General features: G+C 31.9%; 21 protein-coding genes. 12 read left to right on the top strand and 9 right to left on the bottom strand.

All coding sequences use genetic code 11. The annotated features are described in order from the left end of the window. Window positions 1-22: 22 nt before the first annotated feature. A complete protein-coding gene (locus tag OIU80_RS03965) occupies window positions 23-613 on the top strand; it encodes a transposase (RefSeq protein WP_264285750.1) in 591 nt (196 codons plus the stop codon). Window positions 614-762: 149 nt separating this feature from the next. Continuing rightward, window positions 763-3,138, top strand: coding sequence for a penicillin-binding protein 1C (gene pbpC / locus OIU80_RS03960; protein WP_264285749.1), 2,376 nt, complete (start codon window positions 763-765; stop codon window positions 3,136-3,138). Between the two features lie 6 nt (window positions 3,139-3,144). Here the strand turns inward: pbpC and OIU80_RS03955 are convergent, their stop codons facing one another. The 3 genes from OIU80_RS03955 to OIU80_RS03945 form a co-directional block, all read right to left on the bottom strand. Continuing rightward, window positions 3,145-3,945 carry a hypothetical protein gene (locus OIU80_RS03955; RefSeq protein ID WP_264285748.1) on the bottom strand — a complete coding sequence of 267 codons (801 nt, stop codon included), beginning with the start codon at window positions 3,943-3,945 and terminating at the stop codon, window positions 3,145-3,147. Between the two features lie 144 nt (window positions 3,946-4,089). Next, on the bottom strand, window positions 4,090-5,634 hold the full coding sequence (locus tag OIU80_RS03950; RefSeq protein WP_039112430.1) for an Rne/Rng family ribonuclease: 1,545 nt from the start codon (window positions 5,632-5,634) through the stop codon (window positions 4,090-4,092). A 389-nt stretch (window positions 5,635-6,023) separates the two neighbouring features. After that, the gene (locus tag OIU80_RS03945; RefSeq protein ID WP_039112429.1) at window positions 6,024-6,314 is read right to left on the bottom strand and encodes an HU family DNA-binding protein; all 291 of its coding nucleotides are present in this window, start codon (window positions 6,312-6,314) and stop codon (window positions 6,024-6,026) included. A gap of 131 nt (window positions 6,315-6,445) precedes the next feature. Here OIU80_RS03945 and mutY point away from each other — a divergent pair, with 131 nt between their 5' ends. From mutY to gldD, 4 genes are read left to right on the top strand one after another with little or no spacing between them, the layout of a single operon-like run. Next, entirely contained in the window at window positions 6,446-7,480 is a 1,035-nt protein-coding gene (mutY, locus tag OIU80_RS03940) for an A/G-specific adenine glycosylase (protein WP_264285891.1), read from the top strand. Between the two features lie 49 nt (window positions 7,481-7,529). Continuing rightward, the gene (locus tag OIU80_RS03935; RefSeq protein WP_129539872.1) at window positions 7,530-7,970 is read left to right on the top strand and encodes a single-stranded DNA-binding protein; all 441 of its coding nucleotides are present in this window, start codon (window positions 7,530-7,532) and stop codon (window positions 7,968-7,970) included. A 23-nt stretch (window positions 7,971-7,993) separates the two neighbouring features. Then, the gene (locus OIU80_RS03930; RefSeq protein WP_264285747.1) at window positions 7,994-9,289 is read left to right on the top strand and encodes a gliding motility-associated protein GldE; all 1,296 of its coding nucleotides are present in this window, start codon (window positions 7,994-7,996) and stop codon (window positions 9,287-9,289) included. Between the two features lie 5 nt (window positions 9,290-9,294). Next, entirely contained in the window at window positions 9,295-9,858 is a 564-nt protein-coding gene (gldD, locus tag OIU80_RS03925; RefSeq protein ID WP_264285746.1) for a gliding motility lipoprotein GldD, read from the top strand. 72 nt (window positions 9,859-9,930) lie between these two features. On the opposite strand, the gene OIU80_RS03920 is transcribed toward gldD, so the two are convergent. Then, the gene (locus OIU80_RS03920; protein WP_264285745.1) at window positions 9,931-10,308 is read right to left on the bottom strand and encodes a heavy-metal-associated domain-containing protein; all 378 of its coding nucleotides are present in this window, start codon (window positions 10,306-10,308) and stop codon (window positions 9,931-9,933) included. Between the two features lie 104 nt (window positions 10,309-10,412). Here OIU80_RS03920 and OIU80_RS03915 point away from each other — a divergent pair, with 104 nt between their 5' ends. Continuing rightward, window positions 10,413-11,279, top strand: a complete 867-nt coding sequence (locus OIU80_RS03915) for a DMT family transporter (protein ID WP_264285744.1) — start codon at window positions 10,413-10,415, stop codon at window positions 11,277-11,279. Between the two features lie 134 nt (window positions 11,280-11,413). Here the strand turns inward: OIU80_RS03915 and OIU80_RS03910 are convergent, their stop codons facing one another. Together OIU80_RS03910 and OIU80_RS03905 are read right to left on the bottom strand one after the other, a co-directional pair. Then, window positions 11,414-13,462, bottom strand: coding sequence for an insulinase family protein (locus OIU80_RS03910; RefSeq protein ID WP_404827352.1), 2,049 nt, complete (start codon window positions 13,460-13,462; stop codon window positions 11,414-11,416). Window positions 13,463-13,475: 13 nt separating this feature from the next. Further along, on the bottom strand, window positions 13,476-14,798 hold the full coding sequence (locus tag OIU80_RS03905; protein ID WP_264285743.1) for a M16 family metallopeptidase: 1,323 nt from the start codon (window positions 14,796-14,798) through the stop codon (window positions 13,476-13,478). Between the two features lie 272 nt (window positions 14,799-15,070). Here OIU80_RS03905 and rplU point away from each other — a divergent pair, with 272 nt between their 5' ends. From rplU to OIU80_RS03890, 3 genes are all read left to right on the top strand, one after another. Continuing rightward, entirely contained in the window at window positions 15,071-15,508 is a 438-nt protein-coding gene (rplU, locus tag OIU80_RS03900; protein WP_264285742.1) for a 50S ribosomal protein L21, read from the top strand. A 24-nt stretch (window positions 15,509-15,532) separates the two neighbouring features. Beyond that, window positions 15,533-15,793 (top strand): 50S ribosomal protein L27, encoded by a 261-nt coding sequence (gene rpmA, locus OIU80_RS03895; protein ID WP_007805051.1) that lies wholly within the window; start codon window positions 15,533-15,535, stop codon window positions 15,791-15,793. A gap of 175 nt (window positions 15,794-15,968) precedes the next feature. Further along, window positions 15,969-17,267, top strand: a complete 1,299-nt coding sequence (locus OIU80_RS03890; protein WP_264285741.1) for a hypothetical protein — start codon at window positions 15,969-15,971, stop codon at window positions 17,265-17,267. A gap of 32 nt (window positions 17,268-17,299) precedes the next feature. Here the strand turns inward: OIU80_RS03890 and OIU80_RS03885 are convergent, their stop codons facing one another. Beyond that, window positions 17,300-17,848: an AAA family ATPase gene (locus OIU80_RS03885; RefSeq protein WP_264285740.1), complete on the bottom strand. Its 549-nt coding sequence runs from the start codon at window positions 17,846-17,848 to the stop codon at window positions 17,300-17,302. A 405-nt stretch (window positions 17,849-18,253) separates the two neighbouring features. Between OIU80_RS03885 and OIU80_RS03880 the strand changes: the two genes are divergently transcribed. Together OIU80_RS03880 and OIU80_RS03875 are read left to right on the top strand one after the other, a co-directional pair. After that, entirely contained in the window at window positions 18,254-19,330 is a 1,077-nt protein-coding gene (locus OIU80_RS03880) for a calcium:proton antiporter (RefSeq protein ID WP_264285739.1), read from the top strand. 188 nt (window positions 19,331-19,518) lie between these two features. Next, complete coding sequence (locus OIU80_RS03875; protein WP_264285738.1) at window positions 19,519-20,508, top strand: phosphotransferase; 990 nt, start codon at window positions 19,519-19,521, stop codon at window positions 20,506-20,508. A gap of 95 nt (window positions 20,509-20,603) precedes the next feature. Here OIU80_RS03875 and OIU80_RS03870 read toward each other — a convergent pair whose 3' ends face one another. Together OIU80_RS03870 and OIU80_RS03865 are read right to left on the bottom strand one after the other, a co-directional pair. After that, a complete protein-coding gene (locus tag OIU80_RS03870) occupies window positions 20,604-23,015 on the bottom strand; it encodes an ABC transporter permease (protein WP_264285737.1) in 2,412 nt (803 codons plus the stop codon). Next, a complete protein-coding gene (locus tag OIU80_RS03865; protein ID WP_264285736.1) occupies window positions 23,009-23,734 on the bottom strand; it encodes an ABC transporter ATP-binding protein in 726 nt (241 codons plus the stop codon). The genes OIU80_RS03870 and OIU80_RS03865 overlap by 7 nt, the downstream gene beginning before the upstream one ends. Between the last annotated feature and the right edge of the window lie 135 nt (window positions 23,735-23,869).

Raw genomic sequence — 23,869 nt, 5'->3', positions numbered from 1 at the left:
TTATGAAAAAGTAAAACTAGTAATGGATAAAGATATTTTCGAATCAGGTCAATATTATCATATATACAATAGGGGGAATAATAAAGAGAATATTTTTATTGAAGAAAAGAATAATAATTACTTTCTAGAAAAAGTAAAAAAATATCTTTTGCCTATTGCGGATATTTATGCTTATTGTTTGCTTAAAAATCATTTTCACATAGTATTGAGAATTAAAGATGAAAAGGAATTGCCTGAGAAATTTAAAGATAAATTACATTTGCCTTTTTCGAATTTGTTTAATTCTTATTCTAAAAGTATAAATAAAGGTTATGGTAGGACTGGTAGTTTGTTTCAAGAGCATTTGCAAAGAAATAGAATAGAAAATGAAGCCTATTTAAAGCAATTAATCATATATGTTCATCTGAATCCTGTTAAGCATAAATTTGCAAAGGATTTTGAATCTTATTTGCATTCTTTATATCGTTCTTATCTATCTAATAAGTTGTCAAATATTGATAGGGATTTTATTCTTGAATTATTTGGAGGGATAGAAAATTTTAAGTTTTCTCATGATGAAAGAAAAATTATTTACGAGGGAGTAATTAATGATGTTGATAAAATGGATGAGTAAACAAGATAATTTTCTCTCTTCTAACATATTTTAGAAACTTGTTAGGTTATAACTTTAATCATGGAAGTATTTTAATATTAAGAACTAAAAAAAACATACCTAACAGGTTTTGGAAACCTGTTAGGATATAAAAAAACGACAAGATTACCTTGAAAAATAAATTGAAAGCGTTGCTTCAACGCGTTATAAATTGGATTAAACAGAATGAAATAAAATCACTACTAGCATTTTTGTTAGTGGTGATTTATTATTTTTCATTGCCACGAACTTTGTTTCAGGAACCGTATTCTACTGTTATTGAGAGTAAGGAAGGAGAATTACTGGGAGCAAAGATTGCTCGTGACGGACAATGGCGTTTTCCGGCTCAGGATAGTGTTCCAGATAAATTCAAGAAATGTATTGTTTATTTTGAAGATGAATATTTCTATAAACATCCTGGTTTTAATCCCGTTGCTATGGTCAATGCGATTAAGCAAAACAGGAAAGCAGGTAAAGTTGTTAGGGGAGGAAGTACTCTTACACAACAAGTAATTCGATTATCAAGAAAGGGAAAAGGGAGAACCTATTTTGAAAAACTCGTTGAAGTTGTTCTTGCAACAAGATTAGAGTTAGGATATTCTAAAGATGAAATACTAGAATTATATGCGGCACATGCTCCTTTTGGAGGGAATGTTGTAGGATTAGAAATGGCTTCGTGGAGGTATTTTGGAGTGAAATCAAATCAGTTATCATGGGCAGAAAATGCAACTTTGGCAGTTTTGCCAAATGCTCCGAGTCTAATTTACCCAGGAAAGAATCAGATAAAATTATTAGAGAAACGGAATCGCCTTCTGCGTAAGCTCAATCAGGAAGGAATTATTGATAGGCAAACTTATGAACTTTCGATAGAAGAGCCTTTGCCTAGAAAGCCATATGATTTGCCACAAATAGCACCACATTTATTGCAACGTGTCGCTAAAAATCAAGAAGGAGCTCGAGTAAAAACTACAATAGGGTTTGATTTGCAAAATAGAGTAAATCAAATCGCAAAATACTATTACAATCAATACAAGCAGAATGAGGTTAGTAATTTGGCTATTTTGGTAATAGATGTTTCTAATAGAAACGTGATAAGTTATGTTGGTAATTCTCCAACAAATAGCGATCATCAAAAAGATGTTGATATTATAGACGCTCCAAGAAGTACAGGAAGTATTTTGAAGCCATTATTGTATGCTGCAATGCTCGATGATGGCGAATTATTACCTAATACTTTAGTTGCCGATGTACCGACGCAAATTGCGGGTTATACGCCTCAAAATTTCAACCTAACATTTGATGGGGCAGTGCCAGCACATCGGGCTTTATCTAGGTCGCTTAATATTCCTTCGGTATTGATGTTACAGGATTTTGGAGTGAATAAGTTTTATGAAGAACTGCAAAAATTCAAACTAAGAAATATTTCTAAACCGCCAGATCATTACGGATTGTCGCTTATTCTTGGTGGTGCCGAAAGTAATCTATGGGATTTGTGCCGTAGTTATGCGGGGATGTCATCGACAGTAAATTATTTTAATAAAAGTAATGGTAAGTACCGAACAAATGAATTTACAGAGCTAAATTATGAAAACGATTTTGAGCCTGATTTTGGAGACGAAAGCACTCAGAAGAATATATTAGGCGCAGGTTCGATTTGGCTAACGTATAACGCTATGGAAGAGGTGAATAGACCAGAAGGGGATGAAGCCTGGAAGTTTTATGATAGCTCGCTTAAGATAGCTTGGAAAACAGGCACAAGTTTCGGTAATCGTGATGCTTGGGCAATAGGAACAAATTCAAGATATGTAGTTGGAATTTGGGTAGGAAATGCAACAGGAGAGGGAAGACCAACATTAACAGGAGTTACAAGTGCAGCGCCAATTTTATTTGATGTGTTTAATTTATTACCAAGGCAAAAATGGTTTGCTACTCCATACAGGGATTTGGATGAGGTTGAAGTTTGTCGTTTAAGTGGATATTTAGCAAAAGAAGGCTGTCCAAAAATAAAACAATGGGTTACACTAAAAGGGAAAACAACTTCAATTTGTCCGTATCATAAAACAGTACATTTAGACCAAACCGAAAAATTTCAGGTAAATAGTAGTTGTGAAAGTATTGAAAATATAATTGTAAAAAATTGGTTTGTTCTGCCTCCTGTAATGGCATGGTATTATAAAAGTAAGCATATCGAATATATGCCGTTACCTCCATTCAGAGATAATTGTGCAGGCACTCAAACCGCTTCTATGGATTTCATTTATCCTAAAGCGAATAGTAAAATTTATTTGACTAAAAATTTCAATAGTGAAGTGCAACCAGTAATTTTTAAAGTAGCTTATTCACAAAGAGAAAGTCAATTGTTTTGGTATGTAGATAATGTGTACAAAGGAGTTACTAAAGTTTTTCATGAAAAACCAATTGTAATGACAGCAGGTTTTCATTATGTTACTGTTGTAGACGAATTTGGAAACGAAATAAAACGAAGAGTTGAGGTTGTAACGGAATAAATACGATTAAAACATTCTTAAACGACCATAAACATTTTTGTTATTGGTAAATCTAAAAGTAAGCCCAAAAGTAAAACCTTTAATTACAGGTATTTTTTCGCTATCAAAAGGTGCTGAATAACCAAAACCTAAATCTATCATATTTAAAAAAGTAAGACCAGCTAGTGCATACGCATTTTTATCAGATCCTCCAGCTTTTATAAAAATGGATTTCTGAATGTTATAAGATAAATGTATATCTGGTAAGCCATAATATTTGCCATTATAACTAGTAATTCCGTATCCTAAACCTAGAAGGAGTTTATTTTCTTCTTTGCAATCTAAACAAAATTCCAATCCGCCAGTAAATTGGCTTTTGCTAGCAATAGAATAGCCTAGGTAAAGGATTGGCCATTCAGGAATTCTAAATTTAGGAGTATAATTATTTGGTTTGTAATCGAAGACTCTCGTCTCTGATTTATCGTCATTTTCATTATACCATTTGGCATTACCAACCAAATACTCGCCTTCGGAATCTTTGGAGTAGCCTTGAAATTGTATTTTATTGCTTTTTAAATAGTAATCATTGATTACATAAAGAGAGTCTGTGTTTGTTATTTTGTATCCTACAGCACTTTTAGTTTTTATTTTTATGGGTTTGATTCTGTAATAAAGAGCAGTTTCTTTGTTGGATTTTTTCCAGTTTTGGTCAAAATAAATGGTGTCATTTTGTGCTGATACTTTTGATGCAAATAAAATAAAAACAATTAAAAAGGAATATGCGTTAATCTTCTTTATAAAAGTATGTAGGTGTTTTGTTGGAAGCATTTGAATGTTTTTATCATTTTAGATACGATTCAAAAGTAAGTAAAACACTTTAATTTGTTGGGTCAGTACGTAATTATAAATATTTTAATCTTTGATTTATAGGTACAAAAAAACCGCTAATCTTTCGAAAAGCGGTTTCTTGTTTTATTCTTTAATAACATTTCCATCTTTATCATAGAAATGGTATTCTAAGTACGTGTAAGCGTCACGAGGTATGATTTTCACCCATTTTTTATGTTCAAAAAACCATTTTGAACGTATTGATGGAAAACCTTTACAGAGGTATGCTGCCACAAATGGATGTGTATTAAGCACAACTTTTTTGTGGGTTTTTAAAAGTCTGTCTAAATCAGATGATATTTTATCAATGATTAAAATTGGCGCTTCAATTTCGCCATTTTCATTGTTAGGATCTTCTTCTCTAGTTTTAATGTTTACTTCGGGTCTTACTCTTTGTCTTGTAATTTGAACTAATCCAAATTTGCTAGGCGGTAAGATTTTATGTTTTGCTTTATCGTCGCTCATTTCTTCTCGCAAGAAGTCGAACAAGACTTTCCTATTTTCAGGATTCGACATATCAATAAAATCAACTACGATTATTCCACCCATATCACGCAAACGCAATTGTCTGGCGATTTCGGCAGCAGCAATCATATTAACTTCCATGGCGGTGTCTTCTTGATTAGTGGCTTTATTAGAACGGTTTCCGCTATTTACGTCTATAACGTGTAAAGCTTCGGTATGTTCGATAATAAGATAAGCCCCTTTGCTCATGGAAACAGTTCTTCCAAAAGAAGTTTTGATTTGTCTCTCTATATTGTATTTCTCGAAAATTGGAGTATCATTTGATTGATAAAACTTAACAATCGATTGTTTTGAAGGTGCAATTTCTTGCAGATAATCCTTCGTTTGATGGTACAACTCTTCATCATCAATTTGAATACCACTAAAGGTATCATTAAATACATCTCTTAATATTGAAGAAGCTCTATTGAGTTCTCCTAATACCTTGGATGGATGATGAGCAGTTGGTAATTTTTTACACATTGCAGTCCATCTGCTAAGCAGGTTCTGCAAATCTTTTTCTAATTCGGCTACGTTTTTGCCTTCGGCTACTGTGCGAACAATAACACCAAATCCTTTAGGTTTGATCGATAATACAAGTTTTTTTAAGCGATCCTTTTCTTTTTTGTCTTCTATTTTCTGTGAAATAGAAACACGATCAGAAAAAGGAACTAAAACAATAAAACGTCCAGCCAAAGATAGTTCTGCACTAATTCTTGGACCTTTAGTAGATATTGGTTCTTTTACAACTTGTACTAAAACAGATTGATTAGCACTTAAAATATCAGTAATGGTGCCGTCTTTATCAATCTCTTTTTCAAACTGAAAGGTTTTTAGGGAGAAATCTTTTAATTTACCTGCGCTTACAAGTTTTATGAATTTCAGTTGGGAAGCTAAGTTAGGTCCTAAATCGTGATAATGTAAAAAGGCATCTTTTTCAAAGCCAACATTTACAAAAGCGGCATTAAGTCCAGCAACTGGTTTTCGTATTTTGGCTATAAAAATATCACCAACTTGAAAATTGCTTTTCTCTTCTTCCTTGTGTAATTCAATTAGTTTTCCATCTTTTAATAAGGCAAAATCTACGAAATCAGAACTTGATCTAATGATTAATTCTTTATTCATTTGTAAATTTTTATCTGTTTTTTCAGAAAGTAGAGAAGAGAGAGAAGAGTATAGATTTTAAAAAAAATCTAGAGTCTAAAACCTAAAATCTAAAATCTTATTTACAGATGGATTAAACAATATTTTTAACAGGTATTGAACCCGGGGGAATTTTAGTAAACAGTTTCCAGTATTAGTGGGCAGTTTTAAGCTGCACACTGTATCTGGGTGCTGAGAATAAACTCCAATTTCAATGAACGTTTAAAAAGAAAAAAGTAGTTTAAAACTACTTTTTCTTCTTGTGACGGTTAGCTCTCGCTCTTTTTTTACGTTTGTGAGTTGCTACCTTATGTCTCTTTCTTTTTTTACCACTTGGCATATCTGATCGATTTTATGATTAATTAATAGTATTATTTTGCTTCGTTATTTATTTTTACTCCTTCTACAAAAACTTTTGCAGGTTTGAACGCAGGAATGTTATGTGCCGGAATTTTAATAGTGGTATTTTTAGAAATGTTTCTTCCAGTTTTTTCAGCTCTGGTTTTTACAATAAAACTACCAAAACCTCTTAAATAAACATTGTCTCCAGTTTCTAATGAAGTTTTTACTTCATTCATAAAAGTCTCTACAGTTGCTTGAACATCACCTTTTTCAAGACCTAATTTTTCTGAAATTTTCGCTACGATATCTGCTTTCGTCATTTTCTTTCCTATTTATAATGGTATACTATTTTTTGAGTTTGCAAATATAGGAATTAAAAAAACAAATATTCAAGCTAATTCGTTAAATTTTAATTACATAAACTTTTACTTTTGTTGTCTAATATTTAATGATGAGTTTTTCTAAACGATTGATAAAATGGTATTTACAAAATAAACGCGATTTGCCATGGCGAAATACTACCGATTCTTACCCTATTTGGCTATCAGAAATAATGCTTCAACAGACAAGAGTAGCCCAAGGAATGCCTTATTTTTTGTCTTTTACAAAAACATTTCCTACTGTTTTTGATCTTGCTAATGCCGAAGAAGAGCAAGTTTTGAAACTTTGGCAGGGATTAGGGTATTATTCTCGTGCTAGAAATCTACATCAAACAGCACAATTTATAGCCAATGAATTAAATGGAGTCTTTCCTGGGAGTTATGTTGATTTATTAAAACTAAAAGGAGTAGGTGAGTATACGGCAGCGGCAATTGCTTCTTTTTCTTATAACGAAGCAGTACCTGTTGTCGACGGAAATGTATTTCGTGTTTTGTCGCGTTACTTTGATATAGAAACTGATATTGCTGCAGCATCGGCTAAAAAAGAATTTACTGCTTTGGCTTATGAACTAATGCCAAAAGATAATCCTGCGATTTTTAATCAGGCAATAATGGAGTTTGGAGCGTTACAATGTGTGCCTAAAAGCCCAAATTGTTTGGTTTGTGTGTTTAATGATAGTTGTGCGGCTTTGCAGAAGAAGAAAGTAAATGAATTGCCAGTAAAATCTAAAAAACTGAAAGTGACTATGCGTTACTTTAATTATCTGGTTGTTGAAGATGAAGTTGGTAATACTGTTTTACAAAAACGAACTGCTAAAGGAATCTGGCATAATTTGTATGAGTTTCCATTATTAGAGACTGATGCTGAAAAAAACTTCGATTTTGTTTCGATGCATATAAAGGATGATTTTTTTAAGGAGTACTCTGTTATAGGTATAGAAGAATGCAATCCGAAAAGTATTATCCATAAATTGTCGCATCAGCATTTGTATATTAAATTTTGGAAGATAAAGCTAAAAGGGACAATTTTAAATGGGATTAATGCTCAGGATTTAAAAACATATCCATTTCCGATTGTGATTCATAATTTTATCGAAACAGAATAAAATAAGTTTCCAAAAAAATGTATCTTTGATAGAAATACTATAGTAAGTCATGAACGGAACATTAAATAAAGTGATGTTGATAGGTCATTTAGGTGACGATGTAAAAATGCATTATTTTGATGGTGGAAATTGCATAGGGCGATTTCAATTGGCAACTAATGAGGTTTATATAAATAAGACTACCAATGAGAAAATCACTTCGACAGAGTGGCATAATCTGGTAGTGCGTAATAAAGCCGCAGAGATTTGTGAAAAATATTTGTCAAAAGGAGATAAGATATATATCGAAGGTCGGATAAAGTCGCGCCAATGGCAAGCTGAAGATGGTTCAACGAAACATACAACTGAAATTCAGGTAACCGAGTTTACTTTCTTGACGACCAAAAAAGAGACTGAGGGGCAGAAGCAGAATCCTTCTTCAGAATCCTCAAAAAACACTAACTTTGACGCTTCGAATGATGGCTTACCTATAAATGATTTGCCATTTTGATTGTTTAACTAATTCTTTTTAATTTGGACCCAGAGCCCAGTTTACACATTGCAAACATCTTAGATACCAACCTGATTGTTGGTTCTCTTGGAATTTTTATTTTACTTTTTTGTTCGGCCATAGTTTCTGGCGCCGAAGTAGCATTTTTTTCGCTGTCTCAAAAAGATATTGATGAGGCATTACAGCAAAACACGTCCAAAGGAAGAATTATCTCTAATCTTTTGGACAAACCCAAAAAACTTTTAGCGACACTTCTTGTAGCCAATAATTTTATTAATATTGGAGTTGTTATTCTATTCTCTTTTGTGGGTAGAGATATTTTTGGAGCAGTGATTTCTCCAGTGTTAAAGTTTATTCTGGAAGTAATTTTGGTTACATCCTTAATATTGTTGTTTGGTGAAATTTTGCCAAAAGTTTATGCGAGTCGTAATAATCTTAAATTTGCACAACGTGTAGCGTATCCGCTGGCTTTGTTGGATAAATTGCTTTCCCCAATAAGTTTGCCAATGCGTTCAGCAACTATTTACTTGCATAATAAATTAGGGAAGCAAAAAACTAGTTTTTCAGTAGGGCAATTATCTCAAGCTTTAGAGCTTACTGATTCTGAAGATACTTCAACTGAAGAACAAAAGATATTAGAAGGGATTGTTTCTTTTGGAAATACTGATACAAAGCAGGTAATGAGTCCGAGAATTGATATTTTTGCATTAGAGATCTCAGAGTCTTTTGAAGCTATATATCCTAAGATCATTGAGAAGGGATATTCTAGAATTCCGGTTTATCGAGATAATATTGATCAGATTGAAGGAGTTTTGTTTGTTAAAGATTTGCTTCCATATATAGATAAAAAAGATTTTGATTGGGCTACACTTATTCGTGAGCCGTTTTTTGTACCAGAGAATAAGAAGCTGGATAACTTGTTGAAAGATTTTCAGAGTATGAAAAGCCATTTAGCAATTGTTGTTGATGAATATGGTGGAACTTCGGGATTAGTTTCTTTAGAAGATGTGATTGAAGAAATAGTGGGAGATATTAGTGATGAGTTTGATGATGAACATATTAATTTTTCTCAAATTGATGATAAGAATTACCTGTTTGAAGGAAAGATAAATCTTAAAGACTTTTATAGAATTATAGATGTTGATGAAGACTTATTTGAAATACAAAAAGGAGAAGCCGAAACATTAGGTGGTTTTATTCTGGAAATCATAGGGAACTTTCCAAAGAAGAATCAAAAAATAGCTTTCCAGAATTGTATTTTTACAATAGAATCGGTTGATAGTAAGAGAATAAAACAAATAAAAGTAACAATAGAATAACAAAAATGCTTAAAAAATCAATTGCCATAACTGTCCTTTTTATAATAACGTTGACTGTAGTAAGTTGTAAAGATGATGTTGTGCCTAAACCTGCGAGTTATTTAAGGCTGGATTATGCAGAAGCTAAATATGTAAATTTTGAAAACCAATGTCCATTTGCTTTTGAGATTAATGCGGATGCTGTTATAAAAGGTGAAAAAGATTGTGGATTCATGATTTCATACCCGAAAATGAAGGCAACTATTTATCTTACTTACAAACCAGTAAATAACGATATTAATAAATTGTTGAAAGATGCTCAAAAATTAACTTATGAGCATGTTATAAAAGCTGACGATATATTGGAACAGCCGTATTTAAATCCTGATAAAAAAGCATACGGTATGTTTTATCAAGTTGATGGAAATGCAGCTACAAACTCTCAATTTTACATTACAGACAGTATTAAACATTTTGTGACAGGTTCGGTTTATTTTTATGCCAAGCCAAATTTTGATTCAATTATGCCAGCAGCAAGTTATATTAAGAATGATATGCAGCATTTAATGGAAACGATTAAGTGGAAGTAGAAAAAATAGAGTTATAAAAAAAAGAGCATTCGTTATGAATGCTCTTTTTTTTTATGGTAAAAATCGTTGGAATTACGATTTCATATTTAAAACCTTATATGTTTTTCCGTCTCCGGTAGCCTGAACAATTTTAGTTAAGTTTTCTGGATTTTGAATAGTTTTGTCAAAAGTTACAGTAGCAGTTTTTTTCTCAAAATCTACTTTTGCATCTTGTACACCATCTAGGTCAGCTAATTCGCTTTCGATAGTTTTTGCACATCCCATTGCACATGTCATGCCTTCGATATTAAAACTTGCGGTTTGTACATTTTGAGCTGCAATTTCTTTATGTTCTTTTGGAGTAGCAGTTTCAGTTGTGGCTACTTCTTTAACTTCTGTTTCATTCTTTTTACAGCTTATAAATAAAAGGCTGGCAATTGCTAAAGCTGCGATTGATTTTACGATTTTCATATTGTTTTGTTTTAATAGTTTACAACAGGATTTGTTTGCAAAATTAATAAAAAACGAATGGAGAATTCATAAAATTATTACAATTTTGCTACAAAAAAGGCGGTATGGGTTTGAAACAATTAAAGTGGGTATATTTAATAGGATTGGCCTTGGTTTGGGGAAGTTCTTTTATTTTGATAAAAAAAGGATTAATAGGTTTAACTGCGATTCAATTGGGTTCTTTGCGAATTATCTTTGCATCCTTATTTTTGTTATTGGTTGGGTTTAAAAGTCTGGCTAAAATTTCAAAACAACAATGGAAGTTCATCGTGTTGACCTCGATTTTTGGAACATTCACGCCTGCTTACCTTTTTGCAATTGCCGAGACTCAAATCGATAGCTCGATTACGGCAATTTTAAACTCGCTTACACCATTAAATACATTAATAATAGGAGCAGTTGTTTTTGGAATTCAATTTCAGAGGCGGCAAATCTTGGGTGTTTTTATTGGTTTAATAGGGTGTTTGCTTTTGGTTTTTAATGGAGCAATGAGTCATCCGGAACAAAACTATTATTATGCTATTTTAGTTGTGATAGCTTCGCTTTGTTATGCAATAAATGTAAATTTGATTAAGAGGTATTTGTCTGATTTGAATTCGTTGAGCATTACTACAGGGAATTTTGCAGTATTATTGGTTCCAGCAATTGTGATTCTGAGTTTCACAGGATTTCATGAAGTGATGTATGATGAAAAAGTCCAATGTTCTATTTTATTTATAATTATCCTTGGAGTAGTGGGAACGGGTATTGCAAATGTCTTGTTTTTTAAATTGATACAAATGTCATCTCCTGTATTTGCAACTTCAGTGACCTATTTGATTCCGATAATAGCTTTCTTCTGGGGGTTTCTTGATAATGAAATGCTTACACCAATTCAGCTTCTGGGAGCTTTTATTGTTTTAATAGGAGTTTATCTGTCGGCAAAGAAGTAGGTTTTTAATTGTGAGCAGATATTCGTGAAAAGTAAGATGTTTTTGCGAAAAGTAAAACATAAAAAAAGCTTTGTCAAAGTTTTTACTTTGACAAAGCTTTTAAAAATATTAGTATCTCAGGAACTTAGAATCTTCTAAAGAAAATCTGCGTCAGAAACTCCTTCGTTAATTTTTACTTCCGACATTTTGATGTTTAATTCAAAGCCTACATTTTGAATAATGTTAAAAGGAACTTTGATTCCTTTTACTTCTTTATAGTCACCAAAATTTGTAATTTGTGTTATTGACTTTCCAGCTTGTTCAGATATTTTAGATTCTGCAACTTTTAATCCAGATTTTGTATCGAAAAAATAAGTTGTTTTGCCATCTTTTATAGCATAAGCATCGCTGTTGTTGATTGGTTCGATATGGTCAATTACTAATCCATCTTTTTTAGAAAGTTGTAGTTCTTCAAAAGGAACAGCGCTAGATTTCATTTCTGCAAGATCATTGCCTTCAAGGTTTTTTCGTTGCCCTTGTTGTTCAATATAAGCTGTTTTTTCATTGACTACCTGTTTCATTAAGTTCATAGGTCCCATGGCTAATGAAACCATCATTTTTCCTTTAGCATCCATTTTGGAAGTGAATGTTAATGGTGATGGAGCTTGAGGAATGGTTGTTGATCCTAGCATTGCAATTGTTTTTACAGAAGCAACAGCTTTTTCTCCACCAATAGCTTTTATGTAGTTATCAAATACGTTTTTAGCAGTTACTCCTTTAGGAACCTCTTTTTTTAATGATGGTTTTTCAGTAGGATTAGCATACTTATCAAAATAACTAATAGGAATATTTAGTTTCTCTAAACCTGGAATTACTTCAGATCCTTTTCCGGTAATTACAATTCTCATATTGTCAATTAGGAAATATTTGTTGGCTACTCTAAGTATTTCGTCAGGAGTTACGTTGTTGATGTTTTGAATGTATTTTTCGTAAAAATCTTTTGGAAGATTTTCAGTCTCTATATTCAATGCGTATCTGGCTACTGTTTGAGGTTTTTCGACCTGCATAACAAATCTACCAATATATCCAGCTTTAACTGTTTTTAAAATTTCATCTGAAACTTTTTCAGTTCGTATTCTTTTTATTTCTTTTACAAATTCAGTTACAGCGCTATCAGTTACAGCGTTTCTTACTGCAGAAGCTGCTTTGAATTTGGTTGTGTATTTACCGCTTCCTAGACCAGAGCTAGCGCCATAAGTCCATCCGTGAGCTTCACGTAGATTCATGTTTAAGTAACTGTTAAAATCACCTCCTAAGATTTGATTTGCTATTACTGCAGGAAAGAAATCAGGATCGTTCATTTTTAAATTTACTGTGTTGACTAATGCTATTTCTGATTGTACAGCATTTGGAACATCAACAAAGTTAATTTGAAGATTAGCTACGTTTACAGGAGCAGGATATGTGTCTTTTTGTTGTGTTTTTTTCTCCCACTTTCCAAAAAGTTTTTCTACAGCTGCTTTGGTTTCTTTAAATTTTATATCACCAATAACTACTAAATAAGCATTTTCTGGAACAAAATGACTTTTGTAATTATTTTCTACATCAGTTAGTGTTATGTTTTTAAGTGTTTCTTCGGTAATAAATTCTCCTGCAGGATGGTTTTTTCCAAATGCTAATGCATCAACAACTCTTCTTTCGATTGCAGGTACACTTTTTTCTTCAGCTTTAAGACCTTCTGTAAGTTTAGCTTTTTCTTTGTCAAACTCAGCTTGGGTAAAATTAGGTTGTAATGCACCTTCAGCTAAAAGCTCTAGGATTCGTCCTGAATATTTAGAAAGTGAACTTGCAAAAGCACCGTGTGAACTAAAGTTGATATTTGCTCCGTAAAAATCAATTTCTTCGTTAAAAACTTCTTTAGTCGTTTTTTTAGTTCCGTCACCAATCATGCTGCTTGTTAACTCATCTACACCTTTTTTGTTTCCTTCTGCAAATGGAGCATTGTCAAGGGTTAGATTAAAACTTACTCTTGGTAGTTTATGATTTTCGACAACCAAAACTTTCATGCCGTTTGCTAGAACAAAAGTTTGTGGTTTTTTGATGTTTACTACTGGCGAGCTACCTGGTTTAGGTTGCGGACGATCTTGTGCTTGCATAATTCCTGTTACGAATAATAGGATTAAAATAATTTTTCTTTTTTTCATGATTCTAAGAGTCTTAATTTTGTGCCTTTGTAGTAGGAACGTAGTCTAAAATTAAACGTTGATTAGGATTTAGATATTTTTTGGCAACATCTCTAATTTCTTCTCTGGTGATAGAATGATAGAGGTCAATTTCGGTATTGATCAGATTTACATCGCCATAAAGCAGGTAGTAAGAAGCTAGATTTTCGGCAATACCTTCTACGCTTGAGTTAGAATTAACGTAATTATTGTCGAACTTGTTTTGTAGTTTTTCGTAATCTTTCTCAGAAATTAAATTAGTTTGAAGTTTTACGATCTCTTCATCGATTTCTTTTAATAAATCGTCAGAAGTGTAAGGCTTCATTGGTAAACCGTATAAAATGTACATACCGTAATCTTCTTGACTAAAACCAACAGCTCCAATTTGTAAAGCCATTTTTTTATCGTCAACTATTTTTTTGTAAAGTTTAGAGCTTTTTCCATCACTTAAATAAGAAGAGATCAAATCTAGAACTCTAGCATCTCTTGTTTTCATAGATGGTGTGCGGTAAGAAGCAACAAGCATCGGGATTTGGATGTTTGGATCTTCATATTTAGCTTTTATAGGCTGGGTAATAGGTTCTTCTGTAAAAGTTTGTTTTTGAATTTTTTCTCCTTTTTTGATTGGTCCAAAGTATTTTTGAACCCATTCTTTAGTTTTTGCTTTATCAAAATCTCCAGCAATTACCAAAACAGCATTGTTTGGAGTGTAGAATTTTTTATTAAAGGCTTTAAATTCGTCAAGAGTTGCAGCATCTAGATCTTTCATAGATCCTATTGTTGTCCAGCGATACGGATGGTTCTTGAACATGTTTTTCTTTACCTCTGGAAGTATATTCCCGTAAGGTTGGTTGTCGTAACGAGTTCTTTTTTCTTCTTTAACAACTTCATTTTGAGTGTCAACTCCAATTTTGTTTATTACGGGATGCATTAATCTTTCTGATTCCATCCATAGTGCTAACTCTAAGTTGTTAGAAGGAAAAACTTCATAATAATAAGTTCTGTCATCAGATGTGTTGGCGTTATTAGTACCACCATTGGCAGTTACAATTTTCATCCATTCGCCACGTTTAATATTTTCAGTTCCTTCAAATAATAAATGTTCGAAAAAATGAGCAAAACCAGTTCTTTCTGGATTTTCATCTTTTGATCCCACATGGTACATTACAGAGGTTACAACAACTGGTGCGGAAGAATCATTGTGTAGAATAACATGCATGCCGTTATCTAAATCGTATTCTTCAAAAGCTACTTTTTGAGCTGAAGCTACTCCACCTAACATAAGTGCTGCAGTTAGCATAATTATTGGATTTTTCATAAAGGTTAATAATTTTTTTATTACGCTTAATAAGTAATGATTAATTAGAAATAGTTACACCAAAAATAACTTTTTTTGATTAAGAATAACAAAGCAGTGGTCTTTTTGATTGTTTTTTAACAGTCTTTTTACTTTATAAGATGTTTTTTAATTAATTGAAAACTCCTGAATGACAAGATTTAATAAGTATTAAATATTTTTACTTTAAGAAATTGCATAGTAAATTATTAATTGTATATTTGCAACCTTAAAAATCAATAAATCAATTTGGTATGTATGCAATCGTAGAGATAGCAGGGCAACAATTCAAAGTAAGCAAAGACTTAAAGGTTTATGTTCACAGATTAGCTAATGAAGAAGGTTCAAAAATTTCTTTTGACAAAGTTCTTTTATTAGATGATAATGGGAATATTACTTTAGGCGCCCCAGCTATAGAAGGTGCTTCAGTAGAAGCTAAAGTGTTACAACACTTAAAAGGAGACAAAGTAATCGTTTTCAAAAAGAAAAGAAGAAAAGGTTACAAAAAGAGAAATGGTCACAGACAATATCTTACTCAAATTGTAATTGAAGGTATTACTGCAGCTGGAGGAACTAAAAAAGCAGCAGCTAAAAAAGCAGTTGTAGCAGAAGAAGTAACTACTGGAGAAGTAGAAGCTCCTAAAGCGAAAAAAGCGGCTCCAAAAGCAAAAAAAGAAGCTACTAAAGAATAATAACAATATTTAAACTCATACGTCATGGCTCACAAGAAAGGTGTCGGTAGTTCGAAGAATGGTAGAGAATCAGAATCAAAACGTTTAGGCGTTAAGATTTTTGGAGGACAAGCTGCTATTGCTGGGAACATCATCGTTAGACAAAGAGGTTCAAAACATAATCCAGGTGAAAACGTTTACATTAGTAAAGATCACACTCTACACGCAAGAGTAGATGGAGTTGTAAAGTTCCAAAAGAAAAGAGATAATAAATCATACGTTTCTATACTTCCATTCGAAGCATAATAACTAAGATTATATATTATTAAAAAACCCGTTCGCTTAGCGAACGGGTTTTTTGTTTTAGGGTATTAATTTTGCCTTGATGTTGTTTTTGTAGTCTTTTGCATTAAATATAATCAGGCTCTGGTTTGCATGAATTTATTATTAGTATTTTTGATTGAATAAATCTGTTTAAGTTTTGAAAAGAATAGTATTACTTCTGTTATTTTTTTGTGTAAGTATATATGCGAAAACTCCGCCTGTTAGTGTTGTTAGCCAAGTTGTATTGCTTGATGATTCGCAAAAAAGTGTGCTATATGAATTTGCTGTATTGCAGAAAAATGGTTCCGATGCCAATATCTATTGGGAAAAACATAAGAATTTGTTTCCCGCGCTTAATGATAGTTTGCGAGACGAGATGGCCAATGAGGTTTTTGTAAATTCTCGGGTATTATATACTCCAATAAAAAAAACGGCTATTGAATTGTGGGTAAAAGCACAATCAATTACAAACTGGATGCTGTATTTAGCTGCATTCATTGCTGTATGTGGGGTAATGGGGTTGCTTCGTAATTATTGGAGTTTGATTATTAAGATTCTTATGAAACAATTTGAACCTTTGTTTAAAGTGTTGTTTTCGGAAGTCTTGTTAACTTATGAACTATTGCTGATTGGTATTGTTTGTGTTTTTATAGGAGGCAATGTCGAAGATATAGTTCTGCGTACTGTACTTATACATATTGGGTTTTGTTTGATATGGAGCCAATCAACAGCATTGTTTACTAAAGAGTATCTTGTTAGGAAGTATATTTATGAAATACAAAGCAACTTTTGGGAAAAAAATAAATGGAAAGTGGTAAAGACAATTTGTTTTCCTGCAATTATTGTAACCGTTGCTATTTTGTACGTGTTATATAAAGTTCCAGAAGATAAAATATACTATTATGAGGTTGTTGTAGTGAGTCTTGTGGCTATTTATGCTTTGCCGATTTGGCGTTCAATCGAAAGATATATATATCCAGTTCTGATTCCTTATAAAGATGTTCGTGTTGAAAGAAGTATATATTCATTGGCAACTTGTACAGTTTTAGCTTTGTTTATTGATGCAATATTCTTGTATCAATCGGGTATTATCTTGTCTTATTTTGTAACGGCATTGACATCGCTATTAATAGTATCATTTCTGATTCTGTCTCTAAAGGTGAATTATAAGCATAATTATAAAAATTATATTTACTTACAATTTGTAGCAGTTTTTTTCTTCCTTTTAGTTTTGCTATACAGTTTTTACAATCAATCTTTAGAAATGATATGGGTCTCATTGATTGGAGTATGTGTGTTTGTGATTATTAAGTACTGGGAAATTGTAATGTTTTATTTTAGTTGGAACAGACGAAATCGCAAGTGGGCTTGGGGATTTTTAGGAATGGCAGTATTGTTATGGGGATTGGCTAAAGGTATTTTGTATATTCTGCATCAATATTTATATGTAATTTAGGTTTATATAAATTGATTTTTTTTGAGAGTTGATTATCTGCTTTCGATTATAGACAGGATAAAATCAACCCTTTTTTTGGTGTCTAATTTTGGTACTTCGATTAATTGATAATCACAATTATTGTAAGTATTTGTTATTGCTGTGTAGGTATCTATTGCTTCTTTATAAGTTTGTTTACGTTCAGAATCTGTTTGGTATATTTCTTTCCAAGGTGGAAGGATAAACACAATTGGATTATAACGATACATTTTAACTGCTTTTGTGAGTTGTGAAGGAGGTTGTAACTCGATTAGTTCGGTATATGCTAGAGCGTCTGGAATTCCTCGGTCAAAAAAAGTAATGATTGAATTCTCTTTGTTTTCGATATAAGTTTCAATGGAGCGTTTTAGCATTAATAATGTGAATTTTTCTTTATCAGCCCAAGGTAAGGCCTCTCCATTTGATTCTACCTGTTCTTTAATTATCTCACGAGCAACTTCATTTATACAGTTATAATCTCTTCTTTTTAATTCTTCGATAATAGTTGTTTTGCCAGCTCCCGGTCCTCCAGTAATGATAAATAGATGGATTGATTTAATCATTTTAAGTTATTTAATTTTTATATAATAATTTTATTGTTTGAGATAAAAGAAAAGTGATTTTGTAGAATTATTAGCTATTTACTAATGCACTTTGAAGCGTGTTAATGTTAAAATGAAATTTTGTTTAAGAGGGAGATTTGAATATAAAGATAAAAAAAGCTTCTTGAATTTTTTAATGCTATTATGATTCTTAAGAACTTGTTTATGAGCTATTTTGTTAGTGATTTATAGGTATTTGTTCTAAAATATTAATTTAAAGTGGCGATTATTATAATAATAGAACGTTAAATATAATATGGTTTCTCGCTAATTCCAGTAAAAAAGTTTTATATTGGAAAAAATAAAAAGCCAATTTATGATAGAATCTATTGGTTAAAAATTAATTTACTAGTATTTATAAAAAAAATGAAACAATTACTTCAGTGGACAATTATTATTCCAATACTATCCTGGGTTCTCTTTTTTAGCGGACTTGTTGAGAATAGTAGCGTTTTTCAAATAGTAGCAAGTATACTACTTATCCTTAGTGTTATGTCGGCAGTACATCATTCCGAGATAATTGCAGAAAGAGTAGGAGAGCCCTATGGAACCATTATTCTGGCTATATCAATAACAGTTATAGAGGTTTCAATTATTATATCGCTAATGATGTCAGAGGGTGCAGCAGCAGCTTCGCTCGCTAGAGATACTGTATTTGCTGCGACAATGCTTATTCTTAATGGTATCATCGGATTGTGCCTTTTAATCGGTGGTTTGAAACATTATGAACAGAATTTTTCTGTTTCTTCTGTAACCATTGGATTAGTATCGTTGGTTTCGATTATCGTATTTACATTAGTGTTTCCTACTTTTACCGAAAGTGTTTTGGGGTCTTATTATTCAGTACCGCAATTGGTTTTTGCTTCTGCGGCCTGTCTTATTATCTATTCCTCTTTTCTATTTGCACAAACTAGTAGATACCGACAATATTTCCTCACAGTTGGAGATGATGAAAATGAAGATGCAGCTCAGCCTATAATCATTAACAATAAGGTTTTTTTTACTAGTCTTACTTTTCTTATTGTAAGTTTAGGTATTGTTGTGTTATTGGCAAAAACTCTTTCACCTACAATCGAGAGTATTATCGTTAGTTATAGTTTGCCTAAAACTTTGGTTGGGGTTGTAATTGCGGCTATTATTTTATTGCCTGAAGCAATTGCAGCTATTATAGCAGCAAGAAAAAACAGACTCCAAACTAGTATAAATTTAGCCTTGGGTTCTGCTTTGGCAAGTATTGGATTAACTATTCCTAGCGTTGCAGCAGTTTGTATTATGATGGATATGCCTATTATTTTAGGGCTTGATATTAAGTCGATTGTTCTGTTAGCATTATCGGTGTTTACTGTAATGCTGTCATTAAGTAAAGGAAAGTCTAATATTGTTTATGGAGTAGTGCTTCTAGTTAATTTATTTGCTTTTGTATTCCTTATGATATATCCTTGATGGTAAATAAAATAGTTATCTGCCTTGTTTTAATGCGCATTGTTAATTAAGGCAAAAAAAGATATTTCTTATATTCGTCCAACAAACATTACGCTTTAACTAATCTATGATTCAGTGAATTATTTTCATTCGCTCTTTATAAATTAGTTAATGGCAAAGTACCAAAATGACAGATAAATTATAAAAGGATGCAACAATTTCCAGTAATAAGCTCAATACTTTCGGCTAGCAAACTGGGGGAATTATTGCAACGGGAGTATGGCTTAAGTAAATATACTGAGTGTACTCTTTTTAGAGCAGCAATGAACCATGTTTATATGGTTACTGATGTTGATAAAAAGTATGTTTTTCGTGTCTATAATTTTGATTGGAGAACTAAAGCAGAAATTACTGAAGAGTTGAGACTTTTGATTTATCTGTGGGAAAATAAAACTTCTGTTTCATATCCTATTGCAGACAACTCAAATGAATATATACAAGAATTAAATGCTCCCGAAGGAAAAAGATTCGGGGTATTGTTTTCGTTTGCTGATGGTGTAAAATCAGCAAGATTTAACGCAGAAACAAGTTTTTTTATTGGTCAAGCTTTAGCCAAAGTTCATAAGTCAACTCAAAATTTTGAATTAAAAAGAGTGACATATAACGATAGTGTTTTGCTGATAGATTCGATTAAGCGAACACAGATGTTTTTTAAAAAAGAAACTAACGAAATCCTTTTTTTGAAAAATCTAGCTAATTTTCTTCAAGGTGAATTTGCCAAAATCAAAAACAATGAAGTTAGATTTGGAGCAGTTCATCTAGATGTGTGGTTTGATAATATGCATTTTAATGAAGAAAATAAAATAACGTTTTTTGATTTTGATTTCTGTGGTAATGGATGGCTATGTTTGGATATTTCATACTTTTTATTTCAGCTATACGTTACAAATCCTGATGAGAAGGATTATGAAGTAAAAGCAGAAAGTTTTCTTAAAGGATATGAATCTGTAATTGAAATAAGTGTAGAGGAAAAGCGAATATTGCCATTGGTTTGTCTGGGAGTTATGTTGTATTATATTAGTATGCAATGCGACAGATTTGATACTTGGACAAATATCTTTTTGAATGAGGATCATTTAAAACGATTTACAGGGAATTTAAAACGATGGATTGATTACAATAAAATTAAAATTCAATAAGGTTTTCCGGTAGTATTAACGATAAGAAGAATTATATAAAAATTAAAAACTCCTTAAGAAATTAAGGAGTTTTTGTAGTTAATAATGGGTTGGTTTTATTCGTATTTTAAATATTTTAAAACATCGACTTTTGTTACTTGATATGCTTTGGCTAAAACAATTGTTAGTGTCAGAAACAATAATGATACAAAAGCGATTATAAATGGCAGGATAGGAATGTTGATGCGATAGGCGAAATTTTCAAGCCATTTTTCCAATAAGAAATAGGCAGGAATGATTCCGATTACAAAACCAATCACGCAAAAAAGAATATATTGTTTTGATAATTCCTGAAGTAAAACATTGGTTTCAGCACCGAGTGTTTTTCTAATCGCAATTTCTCGTAATCTTCGTTCCATTGAGAAAGAGGCTAAAGCAAATAATCCGAATACTGCAATACCAATAACAATGATGTTTAGTAAAGAGAATAAAAGACTTTGATTCTCATATTGTTTGTACTTTCTAGCAAAATTTTTATCTACAAAATTGTATTCAAATGGATATTCTGCATCTACGTTTGCTCTCCAAAATTTATCAAGATCAGCAATCGTTTTAGACATATCCTGTGGAGCTATTTTAAAAGAAATATTATGTAGGATTTCTTTTTTTATAGCGTTGGTTGTTAAATGCATAAAAATCATTGGGCTTATTTTGTTCTCAAGTCCAAAATAATTGAAGTCTTTTACAACGCCTACTATTTTATAGTTTTTTCCTCTCCAATTAATTACTTTGTCTATTGGGTTGGCTTCTTGCATTGCTTTAACAGCTGTCTCATTCAATAAAACGTTCGATATTGTATCCGAAGAAAATTTATCGGTTAAGTCTCTTCCTTTTGTTATTTTGATACCCAATATATTCAGTATTCCAAAATCAATTCCCATACGCTGAATTAAAACTCCTTTATTGTTTTTATATGAAAAACTATCCCAAGAATTTTCATCACTACCAATAGAAAATAATCCTGTTGAAACAGCTTCAATACCTTTAATATTTAGTGCTTGCTGTTTAATTATTTTATATCTGTCATATTGGTCTTTGCCTTCTTTACTCTTAAAAATTACATCTATGACTTGTGAGCCTTTAAAGCCCAAATCTTTCTCGGTCATATATTTTACTTGTTGGTAAACTATAAATGAGCCAATAATAAAAAATGTAGCGATAGTAAATTGTAAGACCAGCATTCCGTTTCGCAGCCATATTCCGTTTTTACTGCGAGAAAAATTCCCTTTTAAAACTTTTAATGGCTCAAAATTAGATACATATATGGCAGGTAAAACTCCAGCAACAATAATTACAATTATAAAAATTAGTATTAATTGAATGTAAAATTGGGAACCTTCAAGTATAAGGTCTTTGTTTAAAAAAGAATTATAAAAAGGTAAGGTGAGCTCTACTATTACTAATGCCAATAAAAGAGAAAAAAGAGTAATTAATGCTGTCTCAAATACAAATTGAACAATGATTTGTGGTTTACCTGCACCAACAATCTTTCTTATTCCTACTTCTTTGGCTCTCTTTACAGCATTGGCTGTAGCTAAATTGATGTAATTTACAATCGACAGTAATAAAATTAGAATAGATAATCCCATCAATATTCTTAAGAATTGTAAATTCCCACTGTCTCCTGGAAAAGGATCATTCCCTTTGTATAGTCTGGTATTGGGTAGTGAAAGCAAACTTGATTTAACTGGTTCTCCATATTTTTTTATAAAATTTTCAACAGATAAGCCTTCTTGATTTGCTTGTATCTTTAGGCATTTATCTATAAATATGGTATTTAAATCTTTAATGATCGAAGTAGTATCGCTTTCTTTTTTTAATTTGAGCATCAATCCAAAATTGTAGCTCCATTTATCTTTATTCTTCGCTAGATCTTCCTCGATTATGGTAGTTACTGCTGAAGGCATTACAGATGATTTATGGTTTAATCGATATACTCCTCTAACGACAAATAGTTTATCTAAATACTTTACTTGTTTGCCCATAGGATTTTCATTCCCAAATAATCGAGAAGCAGTTTCTTCAGATAGAGCCATGCTATTACGGTCTTTAAGAGCAGTTTTTCCGTTACCATGAATAAATTCATAAGGGAAAAAAGTAAAAAAAGTACTTTGTGCAGTATAAATTTTGTCTAGTAATTCCCGTTTCTCTTTATAAGTAATTGTCTCTTTGTAGTATTCAACTTGGGTGTAGCAATAACTGTCTAAAGCTGGCGAAATCATTTTTAATATTGGTGCGCTCGTTGCAGGGTTTACTGACCAGATGTTTCCTTCTCCAATATCGTTCATGACCGAAAATATTTTATTCTTATCGGGATTCCATTGGTCGTATGAATGTTCGTTGTTCCAATATAGTATGGCAAAAATTAACCCAGAAATTCCAATGCTTAATCCCAAAACATTCAAAGCAGTAAAGAGTTTGTTGGTTTTGATATGGTAGATAAATATGTTGATCCAATTTTTTAGCATGATTCTAGTTTTTTAGGGTTAGCTACAAATACATCAACATTTCTATTATTTATTTTTTCCGAAAGTATAATTCCATCTTTCATTAAAATTGTTTTTTGAGAAAAAGACGCGTCGTAATCAGAATGAGTTACCATTAAGATTGTTGCGCCGTTGGCATGTAAATCGGTAAGCAGTTCCATTACTTCATTCCCGTTTTTACTGTCTAAATTTCCTGTAGGTTCATCGGCAAGAATTATTTTCGGATTATTTATTAAGGCTCTTGCCACTGCAACACGTTGCTGTTGACCTCCGGAAAGTTGTTGTGGATAATGCTTTAATCGATGTGCGATGTTTAATTTATTGGCGATTTCTTGAACTTTTGTTTTTCTTTCGGCTGCTGGGATATTGTTGTAAATTAATGGTAATTCGATATTGTCATAAACGGATATTTCATCAATTAAATTAAAATTCTGAAAAATGAAACCAATATTTTCTTTTCTGACTTTAGATCTCAATTTTTCTTTTAATCCTACCATTTCTTGGTCAAGAAGCAAATAACTTCCGCCAGAAGCACTGTCTAGTAAACCAACAATATTTAATAAAGTTGACTTTCCGCTTCCCGATGGTCCCATGATCGAAACAAAATCGCCTTGGTTAATCGTTAATGAAATTTCACTTAACGCGTTGGTTTCTAATTCCTCAGTTCTAAATATTTTTGATAGCTTTTTAATAGTAATCATGGTTGTTTTTTTAGTGTTTAAGTTCTTTATTTTTTTATCATCGAAGCAAAAGAAACACGTCTGAAAATTAAGATATTTCACAATGCAATTTATAGATGTTTATTTTGTTATTTTTACTTTCGAAAGGTGTTAGTA

The organism is Flavobacterium frigoritolerans (genome assembly GCF_025847275.1).
Classification (GTDB): domain Bacteria; phylum Bacteroidota; class Bacteroidia; order Flavobacteriales; family Flavobacteriaceae; genus Flavobacterium; species Flavobacterium frigoritolerans.
This window is presented reverse-complemented; position numbering and strand designations above follow the sequence as displayed.